The following is a 22,439-nucleotide window of genomic DNA, read 5'->3' as shown; positions in this document are numbered from 1 at the left end:
GCGGACGATCAGGTGATCGGGACGCCTGACACCGACTCCGCGGAAGCGAGGTGCGACGCCGTATGTTCACCACCCGGCCCACGCTCCAGGGCACCTTCGGCATGGTGTCCTCCACCCACTGGCTGGCCTCCCAGTCGGCGATGGCGGTGCTGGAGGACGGCGGGAACGCGTACGACGCGGCGGTGGCGGGCGCGTTCGTGCTGCACGTCGTGGAGCCGCATCTCAACGGCCCGGCCGGGGAGGTGCCGATCCTGCTCGCCCCGGCGGGCGGCGAGGTGCGGGTGCTGTGCGGGCAGGGCGTCGCGCCCGCCGGGGCCACGGTCGCGCACTACCGCGGCCTCGGACTGGACCTCGTCCCCGGCACCGGGCCGCTCGCCGCCGCCGTGCCCGGCGCGTTCGACGCCTGGATGCTGTTGCTGCGCGACCACGGCACCAAGTCCCTCGCGGACGTCCTGAAGTACGCCATCGGCTACGCCGCACACGGCCACCCACCCGTCGAGAACGTGGGCGCGACCGTCGAGACCGTACGGGAGCTGTTCGAGACGGAGTGGACCTCGTCGGCGGAGGTGTACCTGCCCGGTGGGAAGCCGCCCCGCGCGGGCGAGCCGTTCCGCAATCCCGCCCTCGCCGCCACCTGGAAGCGGCTGCTGGCCGAGGTCTCCCGCGCGGGGGACCGGGAGGCGCAGATCGAGGCCGCGCGGGAGGTGTGGCGCACCGGCTTCATCGCCGAGGCCCTGATACGGCAGGCGCACCGCCCCACCCTGGACACCAGCGGCGAGCACCACACGGGCACCCTCACGGCCGACGACCTCACCGCCTGGTCGGCGTCCTACGAGACGCCCGTGACGTACGACTGGAACGGCTGGACCGTGTGCAAGGCCGGCCCCTGGAGCCAGGGCCCGGTCCTGCTCCAGCAGCTCGCCCTGCTCCCGCCCGAGCTGCCCGCGTACGGCTCCGCCGACTACGTCCACCTGCTGATCGAGAACTCCAAGCTCGCCATGGCCGACCGGGAGGCCTGGTACGGCGACGCCGCCGAGGTGCCGCTCGACGCGCTGCTGTCGGACGCGTACAACGCGGAGCGGCGCGCACTGGTGGGGGAGCGGGCCTCGTACGAGCTGCGGCCCGGCAGTCCGGGCGGGCGTGCGCCCCGGCTGTCCCGGTACGCGCGCGTGGAGGCCGCCGTGGCGCGGGCGGGCGGCGCGGCGGGCGCGGGGGAGCCGACGGTCGCCACGAGCACGGCCACGTCCGGCACGGCCGCGCCTGATGACACCTCGCCCGGTGCGGCTCCGCCCGGCGCGCCCTCGCCCGTGCCGGGGGAGCCGGTGGTCGACGCCGACGGCGCCACCCGCGGGGACACCTGCCACCTCGACGTCGTCGACCGCTGGGGCAACATGGTCGCGGCCACGCCCAGCGGCGGCTGGCTCCAGTCCAACCCCGTCGTCCCCGAGCTGGGCTTCCCGCTCGGCACCCGGTTGCAGATGACCTGGCTGGAGGAGGGCCTGCCGAACACCCTCACGCCCGGCCGCCGGCCCCGCACCACGCTCACCCCGTCGATCGCGTTGCGCGACGGCGTCCCGGTGCTGGCCTTCGGCACGCCCGGCGGTGACCAGCAGGACCAGTGGCAGCTGCACTTCTTCCTGGCCGTCGCCCTGCGCTCCCCGGTGCGCGGCGGCCTCGACCTCCAGGGCGCCGTCGACGCGCCGAACTGGCACAACGACAGCTTCCCCGGCTCCTTCTTCCCGCGCGGTATGCGGCCGGGCAGCGTGACGGTGGAGTCCCGCACGGACCCGGCGGTCGTCGCGGAGCTGCGGCGGCGTGGTCACGATGTCACCGTGGGTGACGCCTGGTCGGAGGGGCGGCTGTGCGCGGTCGCCCGGGACCCGGAGACCGGTGTGCTGTCGGCGGCGGCGAACCCGCGCGGGATGCAGGGGTACGCGGTGGGCCGGTGACCGGCCGGGCAACGTCCGGCGACCAGGGGCTTCATCCCGATTCCACCGGGAGTGCACCGGCCGGGTGGGGATTGTCAGTGCCGCGTGCTCTCATGGAGGCATGATCGAAGAGAGCGGAACCATCGACGATTTCCTCGCCCGGCACGCGGCCGACGTGGAGGAGGCGGTCCGCAAGGCCGCCGCCGCGGAGATCATGCCGCGCTTCCGGCAACTGGCCGCGCACGAGGTCGACCAGAAGAGCGGCCCGCACGACCTGGTCACGGACGCCGACCGCAAGGCGGAGCTGTATCTGACCGAGGCGCTGTGCGCCCTGCTGCCCGGGTCCGTCGTCGTCGGCGAGGAGGCCGTGCACGCCAACCCGGCGACGTACGAGGCGATACGGGGCGACGCGCCGGTCTGGATCGTCGATCCCGTCGACGGCACACGGCAGTTCGTGCACGGCGAGGACGGATTCTGCACCCTCGTCGCGCTCGCCCGGCACGGCGTGGTGCACGCCTCGTGGACGTACGCGCCCGCGCGCGACCAACTCGCCACCGCCGTAAGGGGCCAGGGCGCCTTCCTGGGCGGCGAGCGGCTGTTCGCGGGCCCGCCCACGCCCGGCCGGGACCTGCGCGTCGCCACCTCCCACCCGGACTACACCACGGACGAGCAGAAGCGCGCCCTGCTCGCCCTGCGCACCGAGGGCGTCGCCCCGCGCCCGTGCGGCTCGGCCGGCCTGGAGTATCTGGCCGTCGCCCGGGGCGAGTCCGACGCCGTCGCCTTCTCATGGGAGGCGGCATGGGATCACGCGGCGGGCCTGCTGCTCGTCGAGGAGGCCGGCGGCACCCATCTGACCCGCACCGGCGAGCCGTTCCACATCACCGGTGGCAACGACCTGCCGTTCACCGCCGCCCGCGACGCGGCGACGGCCCGCCAGGTCGCCGCCCTGCTGGCCTCGCCCCTGTGACCGGCCCGCCGCGTGCGCCCGACGAGGAGGAGTGCCGGTCCCCCGGCATATGCTGAAGTCCAGTGGCCGTCGGCTGACGAAGGAGTCCGAAGGTGCCGTCGATGTTCGATGCGGTCGTGGTGGGGGCGGGGCCGAACGGACTGACGGCTGCCGTCGAACTGGCCCGCCGCGGCTTCTCCGTGGCCCTCTTCGAGGCCCGCGACACCGTCGGCGGGGGCGCCCGCACCGAGGAGCTGACCCTCCCCGGCTTCCGGCACGACCCGTGCGCCGCCGCCCACCCGCTCGGCATCAACTCCCCGGCGTTCCGCGCCCTCCCGCTGGAGCGGTACGGCCTGCGCTGGCTCCAGCCGGAGCTGCCCATGGCCCACCCCTTCCCGGACGGCACCGCGGCCGTGCTGTCCCGCTCGGTCGCGGAGACCGCGGCGTCCTTCGGCCCGCGCGACGCGGGCGCCTACCGCAGACTGGTCGAGCCGTTCCTGCCCCGATGGGACACGCTGGTCCGGGACTTCATGTCCCTGCCGCTCACCGCGCTCCCGCGCGACCCGGTGACCCTCGCCCGCTTCGGCCTCGCCGGCCTGCCCCCGTCGACCTGGCTCACCCGCCGCTTCCGCGACGAGCCCGCCAAGACCCTCTTCGCCGGACTCGTCGCCCACGTCATGGCCCCCCTCAACGGTGTGGCCACCGGCGCCATCGGGCTGGTCTTCGCCCTCGCCGCGCACGCCCGCGGCTGGCCGGTCGCCCAGGGCGGCTCCCAGTCCATCTCGGACGCGCTCGCCGCGTATCTGAAGGACCTCGGCGGCGCGATCCACACCGACTACGAGGTCAAGCGCCTCGACGACCTGCCGCCCGCCCGCGCCTACGTCTTCGACACCTCGCCCACCGCCCTGGCCCGGATCGCGGGCTTCGGCCGCTTCTACGACCACTACCGGTACGGCCCCGGAGCCTTCAAGATCGACTACGCGCTGGACGGCCCGGTCCCGTGGACCGCGCCCGAGGCCCGCACCGCCGGCACCGTCCAGATCGGCGCCAGCAGCGCGGAGATCGGCGCCGCCCTGCGCGCCGCCTCCCGCGAGGGCCGCGCACCCGACCGCCCCTTCATGATCACCGTGCAGCCGAGCGTCGTCGACCCCACCCGCGCCCCCGCCGGCAAGCACGTCTTCTGGGCCTACGGCCACGTCCCGCACGGCTGGACCGGCGACCTCACCGACGCCCTCGAACGCCAACTGGAGCGCTACGCCCCGGGATTCCGCGACCGTGTCCTCGCCCGCGCCACGGCCGGCCCGCCCGAACTCGCCGCCCGCAACGCCAACTACGTCGGCGGGGACATCGCCTCCGGCGCGGTCTCCGGACTCCAGGTCCTGCTGCGCCCCCGGCTGTCCCTGTCGCCGTACCGCACCCCACACCCGGCGGTGTTCATCTGCTCGTCGGCCACCCCGCCCGGCCCCGGTGTGCACGGCATGTCGGGCCACAACGCGGCGAAGGCCGTCTGGAGAAGGCTGAGGCAGACGCCATGACCACCCTCACCCTCGTCCAGGGCGACATCACCCGCGAGACCGCCGACGCCCTCGTCAACGCGGCCAACTCCTCCCTCCTCGGCGGCGGAGGCGTCGACGGCGCCATCCACCGCCGCGGCGGCCCCGCGATCCTGGAGGAGTGCCGCAGGCTCCGCGCGTCTCGCTACGGCAAGGGCCTCCCCACCGGCCAGGCGGTCGCCACCACCGCGGGCGCCCTGAACGCCCGCTGGGTCATCCACACCGTCGGCCCCGTCTGGTCCCCCAAGGAGGACCGCTCGGCCCTCCTCGCCTCCTGCTACCGGGAATCACTCCGCGTGGCCGACGAACTGGGCGCCCGCACGGTCGCCTTCCCGGCGATCTCCACCGGCGTGTACCGGTGGCCGCTGGACGACGCGGCCCGCATCGCCGTCGAGACGGTGCGCGGCACTCCCACCGCGGTCGAGGAGGTCCGGTTCGTCCTCTTCGACGACCGGGCGTACGCGGCGTTCGCCGCGCAGGTCGGCCGAGGGGCGGCGGAGGGGTCGGCGTGGTCGCTCCTGCCGGCCGTTGTCGCTGGTGCGGGCGTTGTCAGTGGTGCGGGTTAGGCTCCCGACCGCACCACCGCACCACCGCACCACCGCACTCGCTTTGACCGAGCCGACAGACCTGCCGGAGGCCCCCGTTGACCTCGATCCACGACTTCGCGACCTGGGAACCGCTGCTGCGGCTGCTGCGGGCCCATGCCGGGGACGGCGCCCGGGCCGGTGTCCCGTCCGGGCGAGTGGGAGGGCGGATCGGGCGGTACGGATGGAGCCTGCCGCTTCACCGGCCGATGCCGCGGCTCGGGCGGGCGGTCCAAGTGGAGGACATGCAGGACGAGTTCGACGCGGTGGAGCGGGTGCGGGAGGCGCTCCCGGGGGACGAGGAGGTCTCGTTCGCGGCGGAGTTCGGCCCGGACGGGCGGGCGGTGGTCCATGTGCTGGGGTCCAGCCCGGCCGTGGAGTCGGGGATGGGCGCCCGCCCGGGCGCGCTCGTCCTCGTCGAGGGCGCCGTGCCGGCCCCCTGGCGCCGGCTGCCGGAGCCGGTGGCCGAGGGCGTGCGGCCCGCGCCCTCGGCGGACCCGGAGCTGGTGGAGGGCACGCTGCGGGAGCGGCTGCCCGAGGCGATCGGCGCCACGGAGGAGGAGATCGCCGAGACGGAGGCGCGCCTCGGGGTCGCCCTGCCCGAGGAGCTGAAGGCGCTCTACCGGGTGACGCGGGCCCGGTGGGAGGACCTGGGCGACGACTACGCGGCGGCGCAGCGCCACGCGGAGGCGGTCCGCTGCGAGCTGTTCTCCCTGGACGGGCTGTACGTCTCCGACGTCTCCGCCCGCCAGTGCCTGTGGCAGTTCGGCGCCAGGGAGGCGGCTGCCACCGCGCCGGACGCCGCGGTGCAGTACCTGGTGGGCTCACCGGGCTGGATCGTCTTCGCGGACAACGGCGGCGGCGACCGGATCGCGATCGACCTGACGCCCGGCCCGCGCGGCCACCTCGGACAGGTGATCATGCTCAGCCACGAGGAGGACCTCGGCGCCGCGCTGATCGCCGACTCCGTCACCGACTTCCTGCTCGACCGGCCGTCGGCCCTGTCGGACGGCCTCGGCGTGAACGACCTCCGGTCCGTCGCGCACGTCAACACCGGCAGCCTGCCCAGCGTCGAGGCCGCCGTCCACCCCGCGCTGGAGGTGCTGTCCATCGGCGTGTGGGAGGGCGAGCCGCTGAGTCTCGCCCCGGTCGTCGGGCTGCCCCGGCTGCGGACCCTCACCGCCTACCCGGGCACCCTCGCCGACCCCCTGGAGATCACCAAGCTGACCGGCCTCGAGTATCTGGAGCTGGGGCCGCGCGAGTGGCGGGTCCTGCTCGACGCGCGGGCCGTGCCGCGCGGGCTGTCCGCCGCCGGCATCGAGGTGCACGGCGACGCGGACCCGCTGTCGGTCGTGGAGCTCGCCAACGAGATCCTCGCCCTCTGGGACCGCCCCCTGATATCGCGGACTGTTGTCGAGGGGACTCTCGACCCGGCGCGGTGAGTGACGCCGCTCCCGGTCACCAGCTGCGCCCCGCCTCCAGAAGGAGGTCGCGTACCCGGACCACGTCCGGGTTGTCGGGGCGGCCGGGGCGCTGGACCAGGTAGCCCGTGTTGATGGGCGGATCCTCCGGTTCGAGCAGCGGCACCAGCGCACCGGAGGCCAGCTCGTCGAGGCAGAGATAGCGCGGCAGCACGGTGAACCCGGCCCCCGCGACGACCGCGGCGAGCACCCCGCGCAGATCCGGGACGGTGAGCGCGGCGGGCCGGGAGAGCCGGGTGCCGAAGACATGGCGCCAGTAGCGGCGGGCGATCGGCACGTCCTCCGCGTACGTGACGAGGGGGACGTCCCGCAGCGCGTCGGGGCCGTCGGCGGGGAGCCGGTCCGCCAGCCGGTCCGCCCACAGCGGCGCGGCGACCAGCACGAACTCCTCGTCCATCAGCGGCATCGCGGTCAGGGCCCGCCCCCGTGGCCGGTAGGTGGCGATGACCAGGTCGTGGTGCCCGGCGCGCAGCTCCTCCAGCAGCGGGTCGGTCAGACCGGGCGTCACCCGCAGCCGCAGCCCCTCGGCGGTCAGCGGAGCGAGGACCGGCAGCACCCGCAGGCACATCAGCTCGGCGGGCCCCGCCAGATGCACCGGCGCGGTCCGCTCGGCGGCGCCCGAGTCCGGTCCGGTGGCCGCGGCGAGCGCGTCGAGCGGGGCCGCGACCCGGGCGGCGAGGTCGTGCGCGACGGCGGTCGGGGTGACACCCCGCGGCAGCCGCTGGAACAGCTCCCGCCCGGACTGCCGCTCCAGCGCCCGGATCTGCGTGGTCACGGTGGGCTGCGACACGCCCAGCAGCCCCGCCGCGGCGGTGAACGACCCCGAGCGGTACACCGCCAGGAAGGTGCGCAGCAGATTCAGATCCGCCACCGGATGGCCGACCGGCGCCCCGGAGTAACCGTCCGCCGGGCCATCGGGATTCCTATACCTCACAGGGCAGAGCCTAGGGGGTGTCTCGCCGATCATGCCGGGCTCTCGACGCCTGGCACCGCGCCTCGCCGCGTTGTCGTCGGTCGCCGATGCTCCGCATCGACTCCCTCCTCCGCCTTGCGATGCACGGCACCAGACGCCGCTCGCTGATCCGGCCTGATCGACGAGACACCCCCTAGTCGTCCGCTATCGCACCGACGCGGGCCCGGGCGCGCGCCTCCAGCACCCGCAGCGCCCGCTCGCCCCAGCGGATGTTCTCCTCCTCGAAGGACACCCCGCGCAGCAGCGTCAGATACGGTCCCACGCGCTCGGCACGGGTCAGGTACTCCTCCTCGTCCCGCCCGCCCAGCAGCCGCTCCCGCAGCCGTTCGTAGCGGGCCAGCTTGGCCCGCGCCCACGCGACGCGCTCGGCGATGTCCGCGCGTACGGCGTCGAGGTCGCCGATGTCGGCGCACTGCACCTTCACCAGCAGGCCGTCCCGGATCGCGGTGGGCTTGCCGATCGGGTCGGCGAGGTAGGAGCGCAGGGCCGCGTATCCGGCCTCGGTGAGGGAGAACATCCGCTTGTCCGGACGCCGCTCCTGGCGCACCACACGCGTGCTGACCAGGCCTTCCCGCTCCATGCGGTCCAGTTCCCGGTACAGCTGCTGGGGTGTGGCCGTCCAGAAGTTGGCCACCGAGGCGTCGAAGCTCTTGGCCAGGTCGTATCCGGAGGCCTCCCCCTCCAGCAGGGTCGCCATCACGGCATTGCGCAGAGCCATGACCTCACCCTACTCTCCAGTGCACCTATTCAATTTGTTGGCTATGGAGAGGGGTGGGTCGCCCGTGCACGCGTTCCGCAAGGCCGTCGAGGACCGCGACACGCAGGCGCTGGAGGCGCTGCTGGCGGACGACGTGGTGTTCACCAGCCCCGTCGCCTTCAAGCCGTACGAGGGAAAGGCCATCACCGCGGCGATCCTGCGCGGCGTGATGCGCGTCTTCGAGGACTTCACCTACGTCCGTGAGATCGCCGACCCGGCCGGTCGCGACCACGCCTTCGTGTTCACCGCCACCGTGAACGGCAAGCGGCTCCACGGCTGCGACTTCCTGCACTTCGACGAGGACGGACGTATCGACGACTTCACCGTCATGGTCCGCCCCCTCTCCGCCGCCCAGGCCCTGTCCGAGGCCATGGGTGCCCAGTTCGATCGCATCGCGTCGGAGGCGGCGGCCACCGCGTGACCCCGCCCCGCGGGCCGGCCCGCCCCTACAGGCCGGCCCGCAGGGACCGTCAGGCCAGCTTCTTCAGCAGTTCCGCGGCGAGCGGGGCCGACGACGCCGGGTTCTGGCCGGTGACGAGGTTGCGGTCCACGATCACGTTCGGGGCCCACGGCTCACCGGCGCGGACGTCGACACCGGCCTCGGTGAGGCGGGTCTGGAGCAGCCACTTCGCCTTGTCGGCGAGGCCGCCCTGGATCTCCTCGGCGTCCGTGAAGGCGGCCACCCGGTATCCGGCGAACGCGTTGGAGCCGTCCTCGCGCGTCGCGGCGAGCAGGGCGGCCGGGCCGTGGCAGACGACGCCGAGCGGCTTGCCGGAGTCCAGGGCCTCGATCAGCAGCCGGCCGGAGACGGCGTCCACGGCCAGGTCCTCCATGGGGCCGTGACCGCCGGGGTAGAACACGGCGGCGTACTCGTCGGGGACGACGTCCTCCAGCCGGATCGGCCGCTCCAGCTCGGTCATCGCGGCCAGCGCCGCCGCGATCCGGTCCGCGGCCTCCTGGCCGCCGTTGACCTCGGCGGCCAGGCTGCCCTTGTCGACCGTCGGCACGACCCCGCCCGGGGTGGCGACGACGATCTCGTGCCCGGCCGCCTTGAAGGCCTCGTACGGCGCGACGGCCTCCTCGGCCCAGAAGCCGGTGGGGTGCCGGGTGCCGTCGGCGAGCGTCCAGTAGTCGACGCCGGTCATCACGAAAAGGATCTTCGACATGCTGCCTCTCCCATAAGGGGTGCTCAGGATGCCGTCGACGTTAGGCCTGCCCGGTGAGGCTTTTCCAATGACGAATCCAATGTCCGGCATAGGGATGCCGATGGATTCCCAGGAATAAGCCCGGCAGGGGCTCCTCAGCGTGAGGTCGGCGCCGGTGTCGGGGACGGTGACGGCGACGCCGTGTTGATGTTCAGGTCCGGCCGCGGCTCCAGCGCGAGCACCGGCGCGCCCGGCTGCGGCGGGGGCGGGGTGAGCTGCTCCTGCGGGAGCTTCGGCGGCGAGGTCTGCTGGAAGTTCACCTGCTCGTGATTGACCAGGCCGGTCTTCTCCAGCACGGTGATGTGGTCCAGGACCGTGTCGTTGGCCTGGTCGGCGAGCTGCCGCACCAGGCTGTTGCGGGTGTTCGCGCGGACCTTGGCGACGACCGGGAAGATCTGCCCGTGCGTCACCCGCATGATCGTGACCGCCGTCGAGTCGAACGCCCGCCCGTTCTCCGCCGCCGCCGTCGCCACGAACTGCTGCTGCTGGGGACTGGCCTGGTTGGGCAGGGTGATGCCCAGCTCCGGCGCGATCCGGCGGCAGGTCTCGTCCAGCCGGGCGTGCCCGACGATCAGGTGCGCGCCGGCCTCCTTCATCTCCGGCGTGGTGCCCCGCTCCATCGCCAGCTCGCCCAGCGGGTACTCCCACAGTCCCGCCGCCCGTACCTTGACCACGAAGTCACGGTCGGCCTCGGTGAGCGGGCCGTAGCGGGTGTTGGCGATGATGCGGTCCGCCGTCGTGGACGTGTTCTCCACCCCCAGCATGGCGGGATACGCGAGCGCCGCCAGGGTCAGCCCCAGCGCGCCGAACACGAAGACGCTTCCTGCCGTGTTGCGGGACATCCGCATGCTGCCTCCAGACGCGAGTGGGTTGTACGCCAGGAGGTACGCAAACGCCGGGCGGTTCGATCAGCGCGCCGCGAAATTCTTCCGCCACACCCGTGTGGGCTGCGCCACAGCGAGGCGGCGAGGGACGGGTATCGGCCGACTGGCCCAACAGAACCGCACAGACCGCGACGGCGTCATTGCTTCGAATCTGTTGGAGTTTTAGTGTGACTGCGGCTCAGAAGTCCCCTGGGGCCCGCGAGTTGAGTGGCTCACCCCCCGAGGAAGGTCACGGTCATGCCGCACCCGCACGCGCCGCACCCCCACCGCCCCGAACCCGCCGACCGCCCCGAACCGCCCGCGGTCCGCCCGGCCGTCAGCCGCCGCCGGCTGCTCGAGGGCGGCGCCGCCGTCCTCGGCGCGCTCGCCCTGTCCGCGCCGCCCGGCACGGCGTACGCCGCCGGACCCGCCGCCACGCCCTCCGCCGCGCCGGGCGGCGACGGCACCCCGGAGTGGAACGGCCGTATCTCCGTCTTCCGGCTCGGCACCGAGCCGCCGCACACCACGCTGATGCCGTACGCCGATCTCGGCCAGGCCCTGGCCGCCGACCGCACCCGCTCGCCGTACCGGCTCAGCCTCGACGGCACCTGGAAGTTCGCCTACGCCGACCGCCCCGGCGACCGCGACCCGGACTTCCACCGCACCGACCTCGACGACAGCGACTGGGACACCCTGCCCGTCCCCAGTGTCTGGCAGCTGCACGGCTACGACCGCCCGATCTACCTCAACATCACCTACCCCTACTGGGGCCCCAACGGCCTCGGCGAGGAACCGCGCCCGCCCGCCGCGCCGACCCGCTACAACCCGGTCGGCCAGTACCGCCGTACCTTCACCGTCCCCCGCTCGTGGACCGGCCGCCGCACCTTCCTGCACTTCGAGGGCGTCAAGTCCGCCCACTACGTGTGGATCAACGGCAAGCTCGCCGGCTACCACGAGGACTCGTACACCCCCGCCGAGTACGACATCACCCCGTACCTGAAGCCCGGCACCAACCAGATCGCGGTCGAGGTCTACCGCTACTCGGACGGCGACTGGCTCGAGGACCAGGACATGATCCGGCTGAGCGGGATCTTCCGCTCGGTCTACCTCTACTCCAACCCGTCCGTACACCTGCGCGACTTCAAGCTCGACACCCCGCTGAGCGACGACTACACGGCCGCCGAGCTGAAGGTCACCGCGCACGTCCGCGACTACGGCTCACGATCCGGCGAGCCGGAGCGGCGATCCGACGGAACCGGTGGGCGGTACACCGTCGACGTCATGCTGTACGACGCCGACGGCCGGCCCGTCTGGCGCCGCCCTCTCCAGCAGGCCGCCGACGTCCCGCCCGGCCAGGAGGTCACCGTCGAGGCCGCCCGGGCCGTCCCCGAACCCCGCCTGTGGTCCGCCGAAGACCCCTACCTCTACACCGCCGTCCTCCAGCTCCGCGACCCCGCCGGAAAGGTGACCGAGACCCTCTCGCACCGGGTCGGCCTGCGCGAGTTCGCGCTCAAGGACGGGCTGATGCGGATCAACGGCAGATCGGTCTCCTTCCGTGGCACCAACCGCCACGAGATGCACCCCGACCGCGGCATGGCGCTCACCCGCGCGGACATGGTGCGCGACATCCGCCTCATCAAGCGGCTCAACATGAACAGCGTCCGCACCTCGCACTACCCCAACAACCCGCTGTGGTACGAACTCGCCGACGAGTACGGCCTCTACCTCGTCGACGAGACCAACCTCGAGACCCACGGCATCCGCGCCGACTACCCCGGAAACCACCCCGAGTGGACCGAGGCCTGCCTCGCCCGCGCGCAGAACATGGTCCACCGCGACAAGAACCACGCCTCGGTGGTCATCTGGTCCCTCGGCAACGAGGCGGGCGGCGGCACCACCTTCAACGCCATGCACGACTGGATCCGCTCCTACGACCCCACCCGCGTCATCCAGTACGAGGGCGACGACCGCCCGGGCATCAGCGACATCCGCTCCGAGATGTACGACACCCCGCAACGCGTCGAGGCCCGCGCCAAGGACACCGCGGACACCCGGCCGTACGTGATGATCGAGTACTCCCACGCGATGGGGAACTCCAACGGCAACTTCAAGAAGTACTGGGACCTCGTCCGCCGCTACGACGTCCTCCAGGGCGGCTGGATCTGGGACTTCGCCGACCAGTCGCTGACCTGGCCCGTCCCCCCGCGCATCCTGCTCACCGAGACCGGCCCCGCCCGCCTCAAGGGCGAGATCATGGCCGCAGGCGGCACATTCGACCGGGCGAAGGGCATCTCGGGCGGCACCGTCTTCGCCCGCGACGAGCGCCTGGACCTCACCGGCTCCCTCACGCTGGAGGCGTGGATCACCCCGCACGTCCTCGGCTACCACCAGCCGATCCTCGCCAAGGGCGACACCCAGTACGCCCTGAAGCAGACCAGCAAGAGCCTGGAGTTCTTCATCCACGGCGGCGGCCAGTGGATCACCGCTAGCTGGGCGCTGCCCGACGACTGGACCGGCCGCGAGCACCATGTCGCGGGCGTCTACGACGCCGACGCCGGCACCCTCACCCTCCACGTCGACGGCCAGATCCGGGCCACCCGCACCACCACGCGGCGACCGAGCAGCACCACCGCGCCCCTCGCCCTCGCCACCGACGCCGACAGCCAGACCCGCGAGTTCAGCGGCACCATCCGCCGCGCCCGCGTCTACGCCCGCGCCCTCACCGCCGCCGAACTCGCCTCCGACAGCCGCGGCCCCGGCGACGACGGCGTACGGTTCTGGTTCGACGCGGCCACCGCCGGCCACACCGAGAAGAAGCCCCGTGAGAAGACCTTCTTCGCCTACGGCGGCGACTGGCGCGACAACCCCAACGACGGCAACTTCGTCGCCGACGGCATCGTCACCGCCGACCGCGGCCACACCGGCAAGGCCGCCGAGATCAAACGCGTCCACCAGGCCGTCAACGCCGCCCCCGCGGACGGCGGCCCCGGCGCGGTCACCCTCACCAACGAGTACCTGTTCACCAACCTCCGCGCGTACGAAGGCCATTGGGCCCTCGTCGCCGACGGCGAGACCGTCCAGCGCGGCAGACTCACCCGCGCCCAGATGGACGTACCGCCCCTGTCCACGAGACGGATCACCCTGCCCGTACGGCTCCCGCAGAACCCGCCGCCCGGCACCGAGTTCTTCCTGGAGCTGTCCTTCACCACCAAGGAGCCCACCCCGTGGGCCGAGCGCGGCTTCGAGGTCGCCCGGCAGCAGATCCCCCTCGACGCGGGCGTCCCCGAGGTGACACCGGTGCCGCTGGACAGCGTGCCCGCGCTGCGCCACACCGACGGCGACCGGGAGATCACCGTCACCGGCGCGGACTTCTCCGTCACGATCGACAAGCGCGCCGGTGTCCTCACCTCCTACGAGTCCGGCGGCAAGCCCCTGATCCTCTCCGGTCCCACGCCCAACTTCTGGCGGGCCCCCACCGACAACGACAGGGGCAACGGCCAGCACACCCGCAACCAGACCTGGCGCGACGCCGGAGCCCGCCGCACCGTGTCGGACGTCCGGGCGCGTCCCCTCGGCGGCAAGGCCGTCGAGGTCACCGTCACCGGAACCCTGCCGACCACCGTCGCCTCCACGTTCACCACCACCTACACCGTCTTCGGCAACGGCGAGGTCAAGGTCGACCACACCCTGCACCCGGGCGCGGCGAGCCTGCCGTACCTCCCCGAGGTCGGCGCCCTGCTCTTCCTGCCCGGCCGGCTGGAGCGGCTGCGCTACTACGGGCGCGGCCCCGAGGAGAACCACTGGGACCGCAACAACGGCACCGACGTCGGCGTGTACTCCGGGACCGTCTCCGGACAGTGGACGCCGTACATCCGCCCGCAGGAGAACGGCAACAAGACCGACGTCCGCTGGATCGCCCTCACCGACGACAGCGGCGCCGGACTGCTGGTCACCGGGGACGGACTGCTGGAGGTCAACGCCTCCCACTTCACCCCCGAGGACCTCTCCGACGGCGTGCGCCACGACTACCAGCTCACCCCGCGCGAGGAGGTCGTGCTGCGCGTCAACCACCGGCAGATGGGCGTCGGCGGCGACAACAGCTGGGGCGCCCACACCCACGACGAGTACAAGCTGTTCGCCGACCGCGACTACGCGTACAGCTACCGGCTGCGTCCCCTGCCCGACGTGAAGGAGGCGATGCGGCTCTCCCGGAGGCCCACGGCCACCCCGCAGGCGTGACCCGCCACCGGTGACCCGTCACCAGCGGGCTTCGAGGCTGCCGCCCGGCCCGTGGACGACATCGGCGCCGACGGCGATCCCGTCGAGCGTCGCGCGCAGCCAGGCGCGGTCGTCCGCGGCCGGGTGCTCCAGCCGCATCCGCCGCGCCTGGAACGGCACCATGCGCAGCCCGGCCAGCCGTCCCGTCTCCGCGTCGAGGGAGACCAGGAAGGCCAGCCGCAGGTCGTCGCGGTACTCCTCGTAGCCGGTGATGCCCTCGTAGTCGTCGATGAAGTCGCCGCAGCCGTAGAACACCGGCCGCCCCCGGTACACCTCGATCCGGCGGGGGTGGTGCGAGGAGTGGCCGTGGACCACGTCCACTCCGCCGTCGACGAGCGCGTGCGCGAAGCGGACCTGGTCCGGGGGGACGCGGTAGCCCCAGTTGGACCCCCAGTGCACGGAGACGACCACGAGGTCGCCGGGGCGCCGCGTCCGCCCCACCCGGCGTACGACGGCCTCGGCGGCTGGGGGAGTGGGCGCCGGCACATACGCCACCCCGGGCTGCTCCGGGGTCGCCGCCCAGCCCGACGGGATCCCGCTGGACGTCATGCCGAGCGCGAAGACCAGCACCCGGGCGCCCGGGCCGGCGCCGATCACGGCGGGCGCGTACGCCTCGTCCGCGTCCCGGCCCGCGCCCGCCACCCGCAGCCCCGCCCCGGCCAGCGCGTCCAGCGTCTCCGCCAGACCGCGCCGGCCGAAGTCCAGGACGTGGTTGTTGGCCAGCACGCACACATCGGGCCGGGCCACCGTGAGGGCGGGCAGGTTCGCCGGGTGCATCCGGTAGTGCACCGCCTTGCCGGGCGCGAACGTGCCGTCCGCCGTCACCGCCGTCTCCAGGTTCACGATCCGCGCGTCCGGCGCGGCCTCGTCCAGCACCGGCAGCGCCTCACCCCACGGCCACGCGGGGTCCACCGGCGCGGGCACCGGCCCGTTCACGGCCTCCGCCAGCGCCACATAGCCCCGGGCATCCCGGACGTACCCCTCACGCAGCCCCGGATCACCGGGGTGCGGGAGGATCTGGTCGACGCCGCGCCCGAGCATCACGTCCCCGCACAGGAACAGCGTCACGACATCGCCGCCCATCTCTCCACCGTAGGACGACACCGCGCGGGACGACGCGTGTGGTTCGTGCCGCCGGGGAAACCCGGGGCTCCTGAGGGACCTCACAGAAGGGAGGCGTGCCATGAACACGCCTGCGCGGCGTGGCGGCGGCCCCCTCGAGCCGCGGCGGGGGCCCGGCTGGGGCGGCGGACCGTGGGACTGGGACCCGCTCGCGGAGCTGCGGCGGCTGCGGCGTGACATGGACACGGACCGCGCCGACGACCGGGGCACCGCGCCCGCCTGGGGCGGCGTCGCCTGGGGGCCCGCCGTCGAGGAGGAGGAGACCGGCGACGCCTACGAGATCCGCGCCGAACTGCCCGGCGTCCCGCGCGAGCGGATCACCGTCGACGTCGACGAACACGAACTGCGGATCTCCGGCGACCTCGGCGAGGCGGAGGGCCGGACCCTCTCCCGGCGCGGCGGTCGCTTCTTCTACCGCACCAGTCTGCCCACCGGCGCCGACCCGGACCGGGCCGAGGCGGAGCTGACCGACGGCGTCCTGTGGGTCCGGCTGCCCAAGACCGCGGCACCGAAACGACGCCGCCTGCGGATCGGCGGGACGGACCGAGGGACGGAGCACACGGCGGACCGAGGGACGGAGCACACGGCGGACCGAGGGACGGAGCACACGGCGGACCGAGGGACGGAGCACACGGCGGACCGAGGGACGGAGCGTGCGGCGCACCAGGGAACGGAACGAGCGACGCGAGAAGTGACGGAGCAGGCGACGGCGCGGACGACCGCACGGGAAGCGGACCGGGCCACGGACCGGACGGGGGCGGACACATGACCACTCGGTTCCACGATCGCGCACACGCCGGCCGCGAGCTGGCCGAGCATCTGCGCATCCTCCAGGAGAAGGGGCTCCTCCCGCACCCCGTCGTGCTCGCCCTGCCCCGCGGCGGCGTCACCGTCGCCGAGCAGGTCGCCCGCGCCCTCGGCGCGCCGCTCGACGTGCTCGTGGTCCGCAAGATCGGAGCGCCGTTCCAGGAGGAGTTCGGGGTCGGCGCCCTCGCCGGCGACGAGCCGCCGCTGTTCGACCAGCGCTCCCTGGACCAGACCGGCCTCACCGAGGACGACCTCGCCCCCGTGGTGGAGCGGGAGCGGGCCGAGCTGCGCCGCCGCGAGCAGCGCTACCGCGAGGGCCGCCCCGCGCCGGAGCTGACGGGCCGTACCGTCATCCTCGTCGACGACGGGCTCGCCACCGGCGCCACCGCCCGCGCCGCCGTGCACGCGGTGCGCGGCCGGCAGCCCGAGCGGATCGTCGTGGCCGTGCCCGTGGCCTCCCACGAGGCGGTCGACCTGCTGCGCCACGAGGCCGACGACGTGGTCTGCCTGCTGCGGCCCAGTCCCTTCCACGCGGTCGGCCTCTGGTACGAGAACTTCGACCAGCTCACCGACGACGACGTTCTCAAGGCCCTGCGCACAGGGTTAGGAGGTACCCCGATGACCAGGCACGTGCGTGACGTGATGTCGCCCGGCGCGACCGCCGTCGAACCCATGACGACCCTCACCGAGGCCGCCCGGGTCATGCGCGAGCAGAACATCGGTGACGTGCTCGTGGCGTACGACTGTGATCTGTTCGGTGTCCTCACCGACCGGGACATCACCGTCCGGGCCGTCGCCGAGGGCCGCGACCCGAAGATCACCACGGTCGGCTCGCTGTGCACCCGGCCGCCGGTGATCACCCTCGGCCCCGACGACACCACCGACCACGCCGTGGAGCTGATGCGCCGGCACGCGCTGCGCCGGCTGCCCGTGGTGGAGCACGGCGGCTGCCCCGTCGGCATGGTCAGCCTCGGCGACCTCGCCACCACCGAGGACCCGCACTCCGCCCTCGCCGACATCAGCCGCGCGGCCCCCAACCGCTGAGGAGAGCCCGCCGTGCCCCACAACCACGCCCTGCGGAGATCCCGCACCGGCACCGAACCCGTCACCGCACGCAGCCCGCTGCGCCTGCGGCTGCTGCTGAGCGCCGCGTTCCTGCCGCTGTTCGTGGCGGCGGCCGTCCTGCTCGGCCTGTGGGCGGCGGACTCCGGCCCCGGCGACAGCCCCGGCAGCGGCCCGCTGACCGGCCTGGCCGTCGTCTGCGCCGTGCTCGCCGCGATCGCCGCCGTGGACGCGGTGGTCGTACGACGCCGGATGCGCCGCGAAGGGGGCGGCGGCGCGCACCGCCGGACGTAGCGGGTGCCGCCCAGCGGCCGGTGGCGGGGAGCCGGGCGGGACGGGACAATCCGGACTGGCACCCCGCCGCTCGCACCGCACCTCACCGAAGGGACCTCGCGCATGGTTGAGCAGGACGAGCGCTTCGACGTCGTCGTACTCGGCGCCGGCCCCGGCGGGTACGTCGCCGCCATCCGCGCCGCCCAGCTGGGCAAACGCGTCGCCGTCGTCGAGGAGAAGTACTGGGGCGGCGTCTGTCTGAACGTCGGCTGCATCCCCACCAAGGCCCTGCTGCGCAACGCCGAACTCGCGCACATCGTCACCCGCGAGGCCAAGACCTTCGGCATCAGGTCGGACTCCCCGATCACCCTCGACTACGGCGAGGCGTTCCGGCGCAGCCGCAGGGTCGCCGACGGCCGGGTCAAGGGCGTCCACTACCTGATGAAGAAGAACAAGATCACGGAGTTCGACGGGCGCGGCATCTTCCTCGACCCGCACACCCTCCAGGTCACCGACTACGAGGGCACCACCCGCACCATCGGCTTCGACCACTGCGTCATCGCGACCGGCGCCACCCCGAGGCTGCTGCCCGGCACCAAGCGCAGCGCGCGCGTGGTGACGTACGAGGAGCAGATCCTCGCCGAGGACCTGCCCCGCTCGATCGTCGTCGCGGGCGCCGGCGCGATCGGCATCGAGTTCGCGTACGTCCTGCACAACTACGGCGTGAAGGTCACGATCGTCGAGTTCCTGGACCGCGTCGCCCCCACCGAGGACGCCGACGTCTCCGCCGAACTCGCCAAGCAGTACCGCCGGCTCGGCATCGACGTGCTCACCTCCACCCGCGTCGAGGCCATCGACGAGTCCGGCCCGCAGGTCCGGGTCACCGTCACCGCCAAGGACGGCTCCCAGCAGGTCCTGGAGGCCGACAAGGTGCTCCAGGCGATCGGCTTCGCCCCGAACGTCGAGGGCTACGGGCTGGAGCAGACGGGGGTGAAGCTCACCGACCGCGGCGCGATCGACGTCGACGCCCGCTGCCGCACCTCCGTCCCGCACATCTATGCGATCGGCGATGTCACCGCGAAGCTGATGCTGGCGCACGCCGCCGAGGCGATGGGCGTGGTCGCCGCGGAGACCATCGCGGACGCGGAGACCATGGAACTCGACTACGCGATGATCCCGCGCGCCACCTTCTGCCAGCCGCAGATCGCCAGCTTCGGCTTCACCGAGGAACAGGCCCGCGACCTGGGATACGACGTGAAGGTCGCCAAGTTCCCGTTCACCGCCAACGGCAAGGCGCACGGCCTCGGCGACTCCACCGGTTTCGTCAAGCTCATCAGCGACGCCACCCACGGCGAGCTGATCGGCGGCCACCTCATCGGCCCCGACGTCACCGAGCTGCTGCCCGAGCTGACCCTGGCCCAGCAGTGGGACCTGACCGTCCACGAGGTGGCCCGTAACGTGCACGCCCATCCGACCCTGGGCGAGGCCGTGAAGGAGGCGGTGCACGGGCTGGCCGGACACATGATCAACTTCTGAGTCCGGCGGTCGCGGGCGCGGTCACCCGGACGGCCCGCACCGTTCGCCGGTCCGTCGCCCGCGCGGTCTGCTGTTCTTCCAGGGGTCCCCGGTTCCGCCACGGGGTCACCGGACACGGAGAGGACGGGCAGCCGGATGAGCGAGCAGCCGGACCGGCCGCGGCAGGCCGCCCCGCCCCAGGGCGAGATCGGCACCGCCTGGACGGCCGACCGCCGCCGGGGCGCCACCGACGCGGCCACCCGGCCCGGGAACGGCGACGGCCGGGGCTCCGGCGGCGTCACCCTCGCCGGGGTGCTGATGCTGTGCGGCGGCATCCTGGCCGTGCTCCAGGGCATCGCGGCCATCGCCAGGGACGACGTCCACGGCCGGATCGGCCACTACGTCTACGAACTCGACGTCACCGGCTGGGGCTGGATCCACCTGGTCGTGGGCGCCCTCGTCGCCGCGACCGGCTGGGGCGTGCTCACCGGCGCGGCCTGGGCCCGGCCCGCCGGCCTCGCCCTGGTCTCGCTCGCCCTGGTCGCGCAGTTCCTCTTCCTGCCGTACGCGCCGCTGTGGGCGCTGGTCATGGTGGCGCTCGACGTGTTCGTGCTGTGGGCGCTGGCGTCCTGGACGCCCGCCGCCTCGCCGGCTACTCCGCCGCGTCGCTGATCCCCAGGCGCAGGTGCTCCACGTGGTACACGGCCTGGTCGAGGAGTTCGGCCACATGGTGGTCGTGCAGCGCGTACACCACCGACCGGCCGCGGCGCTCGCCCACGACCAGGCCCAGGTTGCGCAGCAGTCGCAGCTGGTGGGAGCAGGCCGACTGCTCCATGCCCACCTCGGCGGCCAACTCGGTGGCCGGCAGCGGGCCTTCGCGCAGCCGGGCGAGGATCAGCAGCCGGGACGGGGTGGAGAGGGCCTGCAGCGTGGTGGCCACCTTCGCGACGTTGTCCGCGTCGAGACGGACGCGCTCGGGGGCGCTCTGCGCGCTGGTGACGGCTCCATGACCCATGGCGAGTATCTTACTCACCGCACATGAACGAATGAATGAGTCTTCATGTGTTCCTGTATGGTGTGGCGATGTGTCCGCGACTCTCGCTCCTCAGCCGACCCCTGTCCGCTCCCTGACGCCACCCCGCCGCCGCACCCGCGTCCTCGCCCTGCCCGAGGCCCGCTGGGCGCTCGCGTCGCTGGTCGCCTTCCTGCTGGGCCTCGCGCTCGACCTCGGCGGCGCGCCCGTCTGGGCCTACGGGATCCCGTACGCGGTCGCCTATGTGACCGGCGGCTGGGAGCCGGCCCTCGAAGGGCTGCGTGCCCTGCGCGAGAAGACCCTCGACGTCGACCTGCTGATGATCGTCGCCGCCCTGGGCGCGGCAGCGATCGGCCAGGTCCTCGACGGCGCCCTCCTCATCGTCATCTTCGCCACCTCCGGCGCCCTGGAGGCCCTGGCCACCGCCCGCACCGCCGACTCCGTGCGCGGCCTGCTCGACCTCGCCCCCACCACTGCGACCCGGGTCCGAGCCGACGGCACCGAGGAGACCGTGCCGACCGCCGAACTCGCCGTCGGCGACGTCCTGCTGATCCGCCCGGGGGAGCGGATCGGCGCCGACGGCACGGTCCTGGACGGCACCAGCGAGGCCGACCAGGCCACCATCACCGGAGAGCCCCTGCCGGTGGTCAAGCGCCCCGGCGACGAGGTCTTCGCCGGCACCCTCAACGGCACCGGCTCGCTCCGGGTCCGCGTCGAACGCGACCCCGCCGACTCCGTCATCGCCCGGATCGTCACCCTGGTCGAGGAGGCGTCCCGCACCAAGGCGCCCACCCAGCTGTTCATCGAGAAGATCGAACAGCGCTACGCCGTCGGCGTGGTGGCCGCCACCCTCGCCGTCTTCGGCATCCCGCTCGCCTTCGGCGAGAACCTCACCGACGCCCTGCTCCGCGCGATGACCTTCATGATCGTCGCCTCCCCGTGCGCGGTCGTCCTCGCCACCATGCCGCCGCTGCTGTCCGCCATCGCCAACGCCGGCCGCCACGGCGTCCTGGTCAAGTCGGCCGTCGCCATGGAACGCCTCGGCGAGGTCGACGCCACCGCCCTCGACAAGACCGGCACCCTCACCGAGGGCACCCCCGAGGTCACGGCCGTACGGCCGCTGCCCGGCTCCGGGCTCGACGAGGACCGGCTGCTGGCCCTCGCCGCCGCGGCGGAGAACCCCAGCGAGCACCCGCTGGCCCGCGCCATCGTGGCCGCCGCGCGAGCCCGCGAACTGCGCGTGGCCGCGGCGGAGGAGTTCACGGCGACGCCGGGGGAGGGGGTCACGGCGACGGTGGACGGCCGACGGGTGACGGTCGGCCGGGCGAAGCACGCCGTGGACGCCGCCGACCGCGAAGGCCACGGCGGTGAGGATCGCGACTTCGGTGACCACCGGGGCGCCACCGTCGTCACCGTCACCCGCGACGGCGTCCCCGTCGGCACCCTCGCCCTCACCGACCGCCTGCGCCCCGACGCCGCGGCCACCACCGCCGAGCTGACCGCGCTCACCGGCACCGCCCCCACCCTGCTCACCGGCGACAACGCGCACACCGCCGCCCGGGTCGCCGAGGCCACCGGGCTCACCGACGTCCGCGCGGAGCTGCTGCCCGAGGACAAGGTGAAGGCCGTACGCGCCCTCCAGGAGGCCGGCCGCAAGGTGCTGTTCGTTGGCGACGGCGTCAACGACGCGCCCGCCCTCGCCGCCGCCCACTCCGGTATCGCCATGGGCCGCGCCGGGTCCGACCTGGCGCTGGAGACCGCCGACGCGGTCATCGTCCGCGACGAACTCGCCACCGTCCCGGCGGTCGTCCGCCTGTCCCGCGCCGCCCGCCGCCTGGTGGTGCAGAACCTGGTCATCGCCGGCACCTTCATCACCGTCCTCGTCGTCTGGGACCTGGTCGGCCACCTCCCGCTGCCGCTCGGGGTCGCCGGTCACGAGGGCTCGACCGTGCTGGTCGGACTGAACGGGCTGCGGCTGCTGCGCGAGTCCGCGTGGCGATCCGGGTCCGCCCAGGCCGGGCGAGGTTGATGTCGGAAACCCGCCAGCCCGCATGCGTCC

At 73.5% G+C, this 22,439-nt stretch carries 18 protein-coding genes and 2 pseudogenes; 14 read left to right on the top strand and 6 right to left on the bottom strand.

What is annotated here, in order from left to right; all coding sequences use genetic code 11:
* The first annotated feature begins 62 nt into the window (after positions 1–62).
* The 5 genes and pseudogenes from ACIG0D_RS07125 to ACIG0D_RS07105 all read left to right on the top strand — a co-directional run bounded on the left by ACIG0D_RS07125 (position 63) and on the right by ACIG0D_RS07105 (position 6,453).
* The gene (locus tag ACIG0D_RS07125; protein ID WP_399796826.1) at positions 63–1,949 is read left to right on the top strand and encodes a gamma-glutamyltransferase family protein; all 1,887 of its coding nucleotides are present in this window, start codon (positions 63–65) and stop codon (positions 1,947–1,949) included.
* 100 nt (positions 1,950–2,049) lie between these two features.
* A complete protein-coding gene (locus tag ACIG0D_RS07120; RefSeq protein ID WP_399796825.1) occupies positions 2,050–2,895 on the top strand; it encodes an inositol monophosphatase family protein in 846 nt (281 codons plus the stop codon).
* A gap of 101 nt (positions 2,896–2,996) precedes the next feature.
* On the top strand, positions 2,997–4,409 hold the full coding sequence (locus ACIG0D_RS07115) for a phytoene desaturase family protein (protein WP_399796824.1): 1,413 nt from the start codon (positions 2,997–2,999) through the stop codon (positions 4,407–4,409).
* A pseudogene (locus ACIG0D_RS07110) lies at positions 4,406–4,912 on the top strand (O-acetyl-ADP-ribose deacetylase); the annotation flags it as partial. The gene ACIG0D_RS07115 and the pseudogene ACIG0D_RS07110, both read left to right, overlap by 4 nt.
* A 158-nt stretch (positions 4,913–5,070) precedes the next feature.
* Complete coding sequence (locus ACIG0D_RS07105) at positions 5,071–6,453, top strand: SMI1/KNR4 family protein (protein WP_399796822.1); 1,383 nt, start codon at positions 5,071–5,073, stop codon at positions 6,451–6,453.
* Between the two features lie 16 nt (positions 6,454–6,469).
* Here the strand turns inward: ACIG0D_RS07105 and ACIG0D_RS07100 are convergent, their stop codons facing one another.
* Together ACIG0D_RS07100 and ACIG0D_RS07095 are read right to left on the bottom strand one after the other, a co-directional pair.
* Positions 6,470–7,426, bottom strand: coding sequence for a LysR family transcriptional regulator (locus ACIG0D_RS07100; RefSeq protein ID WP_399796820.1), 957 nt, complete (start codon positions 7,424–7,426; stop codon positions 6,470–6,472).
* A 172-nt stretch (positions 7,427–7,598) separates the two neighbouring features.
* Positions 7,599–8,183, bottom strand: coding sequence for a PadR family transcriptional regulator (locus tag ACIG0D_RS07095; RefSeq protein WP_399796818.1), 585 nt, complete (start codon positions 8,181–8,183; stop codon positions 7,599–7,601).
* 64 nt (positions 8,184–8,247) lie between these two features.
* Here ACIG0D_RS07095 and ACIG0D_RS07090 point away from each other — a divergent pair, with 64 nt between their 5' ends.
* Positions 8,248–8,643, top strand: coding sequence for a nuclear transport factor 2 family protein (locus ACIG0D_RS07090; protein ID WP_399796817.1), 396 nt, complete (start codon positions 8,248–8,250; stop codon positions 8,641–8,643).
* A 49-nt stretch (positions 8,644–8,692) separates the two neighbouring features.
* Here the strand turns inward: ACIG0D_RS07090 and ACIG0D_RS07085 are convergent, their stop codons facing one another.
* Positions 8,693–9,388 carry a type 1 glutamine amidotransferase domain-containing protein gene (locus ACIG0D_RS07085; RefSeq protein WP_399796816.1) on the bottom strand — a complete coding sequence of 232 codons (696 nt, stop codon included), beginning with the start codon at positions 9,386–9,388 and terminating at the stop codon, positions 8,693–8,695.
* Positions 9,389–9,522: 134 nt separating this feature from the next.
* Positions 9,523–10,275, bottom strand: a complete 753-nt coding sequence (locus ACIG0D_RS07080) for a DUF4142 domain-containing protein (protein ID WP_365761548.1) — start codon at positions 10,273–10,275, stop codon at positions 9,523–9,525.
* A 273-nt stretch (positions 10,276–10,548) separates the two neighbouring features.
* Between ACIG0D_RS07080 and ACIG0D_RS07075 the strand changes: the two genes are divergently transcribed.
* Entirely contained in the window at positions 10,549–14,529 is a 3,981-nt protein-coding gene (locus ACIG0D_RS07075) for a glycoside hydrolase family 2 TIM barrel-domain containing protein (protein WP_399796815.1), read from the top strand.
* A gap of 18 nt (positions 14,530–14,547) precedes the next feature.
* On the opposite strand, the gene ACIG0D_RS07070 is transcribed toward ACIG0D_RS07075, so the two are convergent.
* Positions 14,548–15,651, bottom strand: coding sequence for a CapA family protein (locus tag ACIG0D_RS07070; RefSeq protein WP_399796813.1), 1,104 nt, complete (start codon positions 15,649–15,651; stop codon positions 14,548–14,550).
* Between the two features lie 100 nt (positions 15,652–15,751).
* On the opposite strand from ACIG0D_RS07070, the gene ACIG0D_RS07065 reads away from it, so the two are divergent.
* The 6 genes and pseudogenes from ACIG0D_RS07065 (at position 15,752) to ACIG0D_RS07040 (ending at position 20,019) form a co-directional block, all read left to right on the top strand.
* On the top strand, positions 15,752–16,459 hold the full coding sequence (locus ACIG0D_RS07065) for an Hsp20/alpha crystallin family protein (protein ID WP_399796812.1): 708 nt from the start codon (positions 15,752–15,754) through the stop codon (positions 16,457–16,459).
* Positions 16,456–17,094 (top strand): annotated as a pseudogene (locus ACIG0D_RS07060) (phosphoribosyltransferase); the annotation flags it as partial. The gene ACIG0D_RS07065 and the pseudogene ACIG0D_RS07060, both read left to right, overlap by 4 nt.
* Positions 17,095–17,115: 21 nt before the next feature.
* Positions 17,116–17,541, top strand: coding sequence for a CBS domain-containing protein (locus ACIG0D_RS07055; protein ID WP_399797089.1), 426 nt, complete (start codon positions 17,116–17,118; stop codon positions 17,539–17,541).
* A 12-nt stretch (positions 17,542–17,553) separates the two neighbouring features.
* Entirely contained in the window at positions 17,554–17,853 is a 300-nt protein-coding gene (locus ACIG0D_RS07050; protein WP_399796810.1) for a DUF6343 family protein, read from the top strand.
* 102 nt (positions 17,854–17,955) lie between these two features.
* On the top strand, positions 17,956–19,368 hold the full coding sequence (gene lpdA / locus ACIG0D_RS07045; protein ID WP_399796809.1) for a dihydrolipoyl dehydrogenase: 1,413 nt from the start codon (positions 17,956–17,958) through the stop codon (positions 19,366–19,368).
* 135 nt (positions 19,369–19,503) lie between these two features.
* On the top strand, positions 19,504–20,019 hold the full coding sequence (locus tag ACIG0D_RS07040; protein ID WP_399796807.1) for a hypothetical protein: 516 nt from the start codon (positions 19,504–19,506) through the stop codon (positions 20,017–20,019).
* On the opposite strand, the gene ACIG0D_RS07035 is transcribed toward ACIG0D_RS07040, so the two are convergent.
* Positions 20,000–20,362 (bottom strand): metalloregulator ArsR/SmtB family transcription factor, encoded by a 363-nt coding sequence (locus tag ACIG0D_RS07035; RefSeq protein ID WP_166003123.1) that lies wholly within the window; start codon positions 20,360–20,362, stop codon positions 20,000–20,002. The genes ACIG0D_RS07040 and ACIG0D_RS07035 overlap by 20 nt on opposite strands.
* A 70-nt stretch (positions 20,363–20,432) precedes the next feature.
* Between ACIG0D_RS07035 and ACIG0D_RS07030 the strand changes: the two genes are divergently transcribed.
* Positions 20,433–22,409 carry a heavy metal translocating P-type ATPase gene (locus tag ACIG0D_RS07030; protein WP_399796806.1) on the top strand — a complete coding sequence of 659 codons (1,977 nt, stop codon included), beginning with the start codon at positions 20,433–20,435 and terminating at the stop codon, positions 22,407–22,409.
* Positions 22,410–22,439: the final 30 nt, after the last annotated feature.

This window comes from Streptomyces sp. NPDC052773 (assembly GCF_044547145.1).
GTDB lineage: Bacteria > Actinomycetota > Actinomycetes > Streptomycetales > Streptomycetaceae > Streptomyces.
Note: the sequence above shows the minus strand (reverse complement) of the source record. Positions and strands in the feature narration are given on the sequence as shown.